At 64.9% G+C, this 6,885-nt stretch carries 6 protein-coding genes and 1 pseudogene; 6 read left to right on the top strand and 1 reads right to left on the bottom strand.

Going from position 1 to position 6,885, the window contains the following annotated elements; all coding sequences use genetic code 11:
* Positions 1 to 73: 73 nt before the first annotated feature.
* The gene (gene uraH, locus A9G05_RS25900; protein ID WP_069563670.1) at positions 74 to 427 is read right to left on the bottom strand and encodes a hydroxyisourate hydrolase; all 354 of its coding nucleotides are present in this window, start codon (positions 425 to 427) and stop codon (positions 74 to 76) included.
* Between the two features lie 395 nt (positions 428 to 822).
* Between uraH and puuE the strand changes: the two genes are divergently transcribed.
* The 6 genes and pseudogenes from puuE to A9G05_RS25930 form a co-directional block, all read left to right on the top strand.
* Positions 823 to 1,749: an allantoinase PuuE gene (gene puuE / locus A9G05_RS25905; protein WP_069563671.1), complete on the top strand. Its 927-nt coding sequence runs from the start codon at positions 823 to 825 to the stop codon at positions 1,747 to 1,749.
* Positions 1,749 to 2,264, top strand: coding sequence for a 2-oxo-4-hydroxy-4-carboxy-5-ureidoimidazoline decarboxylase (gene uraD, locus A9G05_RS25910; protein WP_069563672.1), 516 nt, complete (start codon positions 1,749 to 1,751; stop codon positions 2,262 to 2,264). The genes puuE and uraD overlap by 1 nt, the downstream gene beginning before the upstream one ends.
* A 374-nt stretch (positions 2,265 to 2,638) precedes the next feature.
* Positions 2,639 to 3,142, top strand: coding sequence for an ureidoglycolate lyase (locus tag A9G05_RS25915; RefSeq protein WP_069563673.1), 504 nt, complete (start codon positions 2,639 to 2,641; stop codon positions 3,140 to 3,142).
* A 51-nt stretch (positions 3,143 to 3,193) separates the two neighbouring features.
* The gene (locus A9G05_RS25920) at positions 3,194 to 4,459 is read left to right on the top strand and encodes a urate hydroxylase PuuD (protein WP_069563674.1); all 1,266 of its coding nucleotides are present in this window, start codon (positions 3,194 to 3,196) and stop codon (positions 4,457 to 4,459) included.
* 229 nt (positions 4,460 to 4,688) lie between these two features.
* Entirely contained in the window at positions 4,689 to 6,032 is a 1,344-nt protein-coding gene (locus tag A9G05_RS25925; protein WP_069563675.1) for a nucleobase:cation symporter-2 family protein, read from the top strand.
* Between the two features lie 502 nt (positions 6,033 to 6,534).
* A pseudogene (locus A9G05_RS25930) lies at positions 6,535 to 6,885 on the top strand (hypothetical protein); the annotation flags it as partial.

A 6,885-nucleotide genomic window follows, 5' to 3' on the forward strand; every position in this document is an offset into this window, starting at 1 on the left:
AAAAAAAAGCCCGCAGTGTGAACGGGCTGGGAAAAGGGACTCGTTGAAGAGTCACGAGGATGGTGTCGGCTCTCTAGCTGCCCCGGTAGGTGGAGTAGCTGTAGGGGGAAATCAGCAGCGGGACATGATAGTGATCCTGCTTCGCATCGATGCCGAAGCGCAGCACGACCACATCGAGAAATGCCTGGTCGGCCAGTTGTACGCCGCGCTTGCGGTAGTAGTCGCCGGCATGGAAATGCAACTGGTAGACGCCGGTCGCATAGTCCTCGCCCTGCAGCAGAGGCGCATCGCAGCGCCCGTCGTCATTGGTGACGGTGCGGGTGATCAGTTCCAGTCCGCCGCCTTCGACACGGTAGAGCTCGATGCGGATGTCGTGGCCCGGGCAGCCGTGGGCTGCATCCAGTACGTGGGTAGTCAGTCTTCCCATTGCGTCTCAAGCCCCAGCACCTGCGCGATGCCCCGGGGGCCTTGCCTCCTCTGATGCGTGCCAATGATGCGGAGCGCCACCTTACGCCCCGGCACAGGGCAGCGCATGGCGCGAAGCGAGTCCGAATATACCTCAGCGAAAACAAAACTGTATACAAAATAATGTGCGGCCTGGCTGCATGGGCAATGCGCATCGCGCCGACCACGCCGAAACCCTGCAAGCATCCCCCACCAGGGGCTTGCCGATCAATAACTGACCGACTGGGCAGATTTCTTGCAAGCACCATAGGCAGCTCCTGAACAAATAATCGATTTACAAGTGCGAGGCTTGTTTGTATACAATCACGCATCATGTTCACCTGCCCCTGTGAACGCACCAGAAGAAGGAACACAGCAGTGAGCTCCGACTACCCACGCGACCTGATCGGCTATGGCGCCAACCCTCCCCACCCGCACTGGCCGGATGAGGCCCGTATCGCCCTGTCCTTCGTCCTCAACTACGAGGAAGGCGGCGAGCGAAACATCCTCCATGGGGACAAGGAGTCGGAAGCCTTCCTCTCGGAGATGGTCGCCGCGCAGCCCCTGCAGGGCGCCCGCAACATGAGCATGGAATCCCTCTACGAGTACGGCAGCCGTGCAGGTGTCTGGCGCCTGCTGCGCCTCTTCGAACAGCAGGGCATCCCGCTCACGATCTTCGCCGTGGCCATGGCCGCCCAGCGCCATCCGGACGTCATCCGCGCCATGGTCGAGGCCGGCCACGAGATCTGCAGCCACGGCTACCGCTGGATCGACTACCAGTACATGAGCGAGGAGCAGGAGCGCGAGCACCTGCTGGAGGCCATCCGCATCCTCACCGAGCTGACCGGCCAGCGCCCGCTGGGCTGGTACACCGGCCGCACCGGTCCGAACACCCGTCGCCTGGTGCGCGAAGAAGGTGGCTTCCTCTACGACTCGGACACCTACGACGACGACCTGCCCTACTGGGACCCGGCCAGCACGCCGGAGAAGCCCCACCTGGTCATCCCCTACACCCTGGACACCAACGACATGCGCTTCACCCAGGTTCAGGGCTTCAACAAGGGCGACGACTTCTTCGAATACCTCAAGGACGCCTTCGACGTGCTCTATGCCGAAGGCCGCGCCGGCGCACCGAAGATGCTCTCCATCGGCATGCACTGCCGCCTGCTGGGTCGCCCGGCACGGCTGGCCTCGCTGGCCCGCTTCATCGACTACGTGAAGCAGCACGACAAGGTCTGGTTCGCTCGCCGCGTCGACATCGCCCGCCACTGGCACACCCGCCACCCGTTCAAAGGAAACGCCTGATGAGCCGCTTCCAGCACATCACTCCCTCGGGCCTGTCCCGGGACGCCTTCGTCAGCGCCTTCGCCGACATCTACGAACACTCGCCCTGGGTGGCCGAACGCGCCTACGACCTGGGCGTGGATGCCAGCCTCGACGAGATCGAAACGCTGCACCAGCGCATGGCCGACATCCTCCTCAGCGCCAGCCATGACCAGCAACTGGCCTTGATCAACGCCCACCCGGACCTGGCCGGCAAGGCCGCCGTGCGCGGCGAGCTGACCGCAGCCAGCACCAACGAACAGGCCGGGGCCGGCATCCATGAGTGCACGCCCGATGAATTCGCCCGCTTTACCGAGCTGAACGATGCCTACAAGGCCAAGTTCGGCTTCCCATTCATCATGGCGGTGAAGGGCAGCAACCGGCACCAGATCCTCGCGGCCTTCGAAGAGCGCATCCACAACAGCGCCGAGGCGGAGTTCCAGCGGGCCTTGGCGGAAATCAACAAGATCGCCCTGTTCCGCCTGCAAGCGATGTAGCCGCCCCCCAACCTTGCGTAACCACAGAAGAACAACAATGACCCAACGCCCCCTCCCCAGCCGGCACGCCGCCTCGTCGCGACTGCACACCCCAGCCCGCCCGGGTCTGGCGTGCAGCCCTGCGGCCTGCGCGGTCGTCCCCTGGGGCGGCTGTCGCAGCGGCTCCGGACACCATCCGGCCCTGAGCCACCTGCCACGCCCTGGGCGCCACTCCGCCCCAGGCCCTGCCTCCCCCTCGCACGCCCATCGCCGGGCAGCCGCGCATTCCGCGCAGGTGCTGCCACGGCCAATCGGCAAGGAGCGCCTGCACCCGGGCGCCCCACTCCTCCCGCGCCTACCGGCGCGGGCACCTGAAACGAATCAGTAGAGCAGCCATGCGAATCCTCAAGATCGAGCCCCTGACCAAGGAAGCCTTCGCCCCGTTCGGTGACGTGATCGAAACCGAAGGCAGCGATTACTTCATGATCAACAACGGCTCCACCCGCCGTTACCACAAGCTGGCCACGGTCGAGACCGCCCAGCCGGAGGACCGGGCGATCATCAGCATCTTCAGCGCCCAGGCCCTGGAAATGCCCCTGAGAATCAGCATGCTGGAACGCCATCCGCTGGGCAGCCAGGCCTTCATCCCGCTGCTCGGCAACCCCTTTCTGGTCGTGGTCGCGCCCCTTGGCGATGCACCTGTACCGGGCTTGGTCCGTGCCTTCCTCACCAATGGCAGGCAGGGCGTTAATTACCATCGCGGCGTCTGGCACCACCCGGTGCTGACGATCGAAAAGCGGGATGACTTCCTGGTGGTTGATCGCAGTGGTTCAGGCAACAACTGCGACGAGCATTACTTCACCGAGGACGAGCACTTGGTCCTCGACCCCCACCACTAATAAGAGAAGCCCGGTGTTCGGCGTGTCGATCCCGGGGAAGAGGTACGTACTGTGGAAGCACATCTGACCGAATGGCTGAACCTGAGCATTCGCTGGGTACACATGATCACCGGCATCGCCTGGATCGGCGCATCCTTCTACTTCGTCTGGCTGGAGAACAACCTGAACCGGCAGAACCCGCGCGACGGGCTCTCGGGTGACCTTTGGGCCATCCACGGCGGCGGCATCTACCACCTGGAGAAGTACAAGCTGGCACCGCCGAAAATGCCGGACAACCTGCACTGGTTCAAATGGGAGGCCTACTTCACCTGGATGTCGGGCGTCGCCCTGCTGACAGTGGTCTTCTACCTCAACCCCACGCTCTACCTGATCGCACCCGGCGTCGACCTCTCGCCCGCTGCGGCCATCGGCATCGGCATCGGCTCGCTGGTCGCCGGCTGGTTCATCTACGACCTGCTCTGCGACTCGCCCCTGGGCAAGCAACCCGCCCTGCTCGGCCTGATCCTCTTCGTGCTGGTGATCGGCGCGGCCTGGGGCTTCACCCAGGTGTTCAGCGGTCGTGGCGCCTACATCCACGTTGGCGCCCTGATCGGCACCATCATGGTCGGCAACGTGTTCCGTATCATCATGCCGGCACAGCGTGCACTGGTTAAGGCGATCGAAGAGAACCGCACCCCGGACCCGACCCTGCCGGCCAAGGGCCTGCTGCGCTCGCGCCACAACAACTACTTCACCCTGCCGGTGCTGTTCATCATGATCAGCAACCACTTCCCGAGCACCTACGGCAGCCAGTACAACTGGCTGATCCTGGCCGGCATCGCGGTGATCGCCGTCCTCGTGCGCCACTACTTCAACACCCGCCACGAGAGCAACCGCTTTGCCTGGACCCTGCCGGCCGGCGCCCTCGGCATGATCTGCCTGGCCTTCGTCACCGCGCCGAACTACAAGGCAGCGACTCAGGCCCCGGTCGTGACCGCGCCCCAGGCTCCTGCCAGCGCCCCCGCCCAGGCTACCGAACAACCCGCCAGCCAGGCGCCGCAGGCCAGTGCAAGCGCATCGGAGTTCGGCAAGGTGCACAGCGTGATCCAGGAACGCTGCACCGTCTGCCACTCCGCCAAGCCCACCAGCCCGCTGTTCACGGCAGCACCGGCTGGCGTGATGCTCGACACACCCCAGCAGATCCAGGCCCTGGCGCCGAAGATCCAGGCCCAGGCCGTGGCCAGCCAGATCATGCCACTGGGCAACATCACCCAGATGACCCCCGAGGAGCGGGAACTGATCGGCTCCTGGATCGCCCAGGGGGCCCGCACCGAGTGATCCCACGGCGGGCCGCATTCCCCAAGCTCTGCGGCCCGCGATTCGCCTACCTCCGGGTAGGCTTTTTTATGGTTCATCGCGTCACAGCGGGGCGGATTCGTCTCCCAACCCCGCCTCTACCCCTCCTGCCCGGCACGCCTGTGCCGGCTGCTGCATCGATACCCCGGCCCATCGACCTGAGGCGATGGGCTCGACGGCTCAACAAGAACAAAAGCGCCCGAGGTGTTGCATGACCCAACTGACAGCCCCCGCTGTGGCTCCGGCCGACCAGCGTCTACCCCTGATGCAACTGCTGCTGGTCGGCCTCCAGCATGTGTTGCTGATGTACGGCGGCGCCGTGGCCGTTCCCCTCATCGTCGGCCAGGCCGCCGGCCTCTCCCGAGAAGAGATCGCCTTCCTGATCAACGCCGACCTGCTGGTGGCGGGCATCGCCACCCTCGTGCAATCCATCGGCATCGGCCCGGTGGGCATCCGCATGCCGGTGATGATGGGTGCCAGCTTCGCCGCCGTGGGCAGCATGGTGGTGATGGCCGGCATACCCGGCGTCGGCCTCCAGGGCATCTTCGGCGCCACCATCGCCGCCGGGCTGTTTGGCCTGGTCCTGGCGCCGTTCATGAGCCGCATCGTCCGCTTCTTCCCTCCGCTGGTCACCGGCACGGTGATCACCTCCATCGGGCTGAGCCTGTTCCCGGTGGCAGTGAACTGGGCCGGGGGCGGCAGCAAGGTCGCCGAGTTCGGCGGCCTCCAGTACCTCGCCGTGGCTGCACTGGTGCTGGCCATCATCCTGGTGGTGAACCGCTTCCTGCGGGGCTTCTGGGTCAACGTCTCGGTGTTGATCGGCATGGGCATCGGCTATGTGCTGGCCGGCTGCCTCGGCATGGTCGACCTCAATGGCCTGGGACAGGCGCCCTGGCTGCAGGTGGTGACGCCGCTGCATTTCGGCATGCCCACCTTCGAGCTGGCACCGGTGCTGTCCATGTGCCTGGTGACGGTGATCATCTTCGTCGAGTCCACCGGCATGTTCCTCGCCCTGGGCAAGATCACCGGGCGCGAGATCTGCCCCAATGCCCTGCGCCGCGGCCTGCTCTGCGACGCGGGCGCCTCCTTCGTGGCCGGCTTCTTCAACACCTTCACCCATTCATCCTTCGCCCAGAACATCGGCCTGGTGCAGATGACCGGCGTGCGCAGCCGCTACGTGACAGTGGCCGCCGGCCTGTTCCTGCTGGCCCTGAGCCTGGTGCCGAAGGCCGCCTTCCTGGTGGCTTCCATCCCGCCGGCCGTACTCGGCGGCGCGGGCATCGCCATGTTCGGCATGGTGGCCGCCACCGGCATCAAGATCCTCCATGAAGCCGACATCACCGACCGCCGCAACCAGTTGCTGGTGGCCGTCAGCATCGGCCTGGGCATGGCACCGGTGGTCAGGCCGGACCTCTTCGCCCACCTGCCCCACTGGATGGAGCCGATCACCCACAGCGGCATCGCCATGACCACCCTCAGCGCCCTGCTGCTGAACATCCTGTTCAACGTACTGGGCGAGAAAGACCGGGCTCACCACTGCCAGGCAACCCACTAAATCACGCATTGCTCCCGCCCGGTAGCGCCTATCCGGTGCCGCCGGAGCTGCCCGACCCGCCCATCCGGCGGGTCCTTTTTTGTCGGCTCGCCCCGCAGCGGTCACCTCACGCACGCACGTTCGGTACGCACGACCACTCGCCATTTTTGTACACAAAACCATCGATTCCTGTTACCAAAAACAGGTGTCACTGCTATAGTTCGAAACCTGACCCGGCGTTCAACTTATCGAATCGCACCCCGGTCGCCCCCACCCGATAGACGCCCAGACCGACAACAACAACAGGCAGGCCTCTCGATCATGCAGACGACACCCTTCTCGCTCCACGCCCGCGCTCCAGCGCCCAGGTTCCACCCGGACGGAAACAATCCGCCCGGCGTCCTCCCCGACTCGGCCTGACCGGGTCAAACAACTTCCCCCTCCTTGCCACCTCGTGCTCCACGAGGTGCGGCGACGTGTGCGGGGAACTCCAACCGAAGCCCTGAAAAACAAGGAAAATACGATGCGCACCAAGCTCCCGCCTGCCAGCCTGGCACTCGCGACCGGCCTGCTGGCCGCTGGCCAAGCCCTGGCCGACGGCCCCCTGCTGTGGCAGAACAACAGCGTCACCTACCTCTACGGAAAGGATTTCAAGGTCAACCCCGAGATCCAGCAGACCTTCACCTTCGAGCACGCCAGCGGCTGGACCTGGGGCGACCTCTTCCTCTTCGTCGACCAGATCAACTACAACGGCAAGGCTGACGCCAACGCCGGCAACAACACCTACTACGGCGAGATTTCCCCGCGCCTGTCCTTCGGCAAGCTGTTCGACCAGAAGATCGCCTTCGGCCCCGTGACCGACGTGCTGCTGGCT

Source organism: Pseudomonas sp. ENNP23 (assembly GCF_001728945.1).
Classification (GTDB): domain Bacteria; phylum Pseudomonadota; class Gammaproteobacteria; order Pseudomonadales; family Pseudomonadaceae; genus Metapseudomonas; species Metapseudomonas otitidis.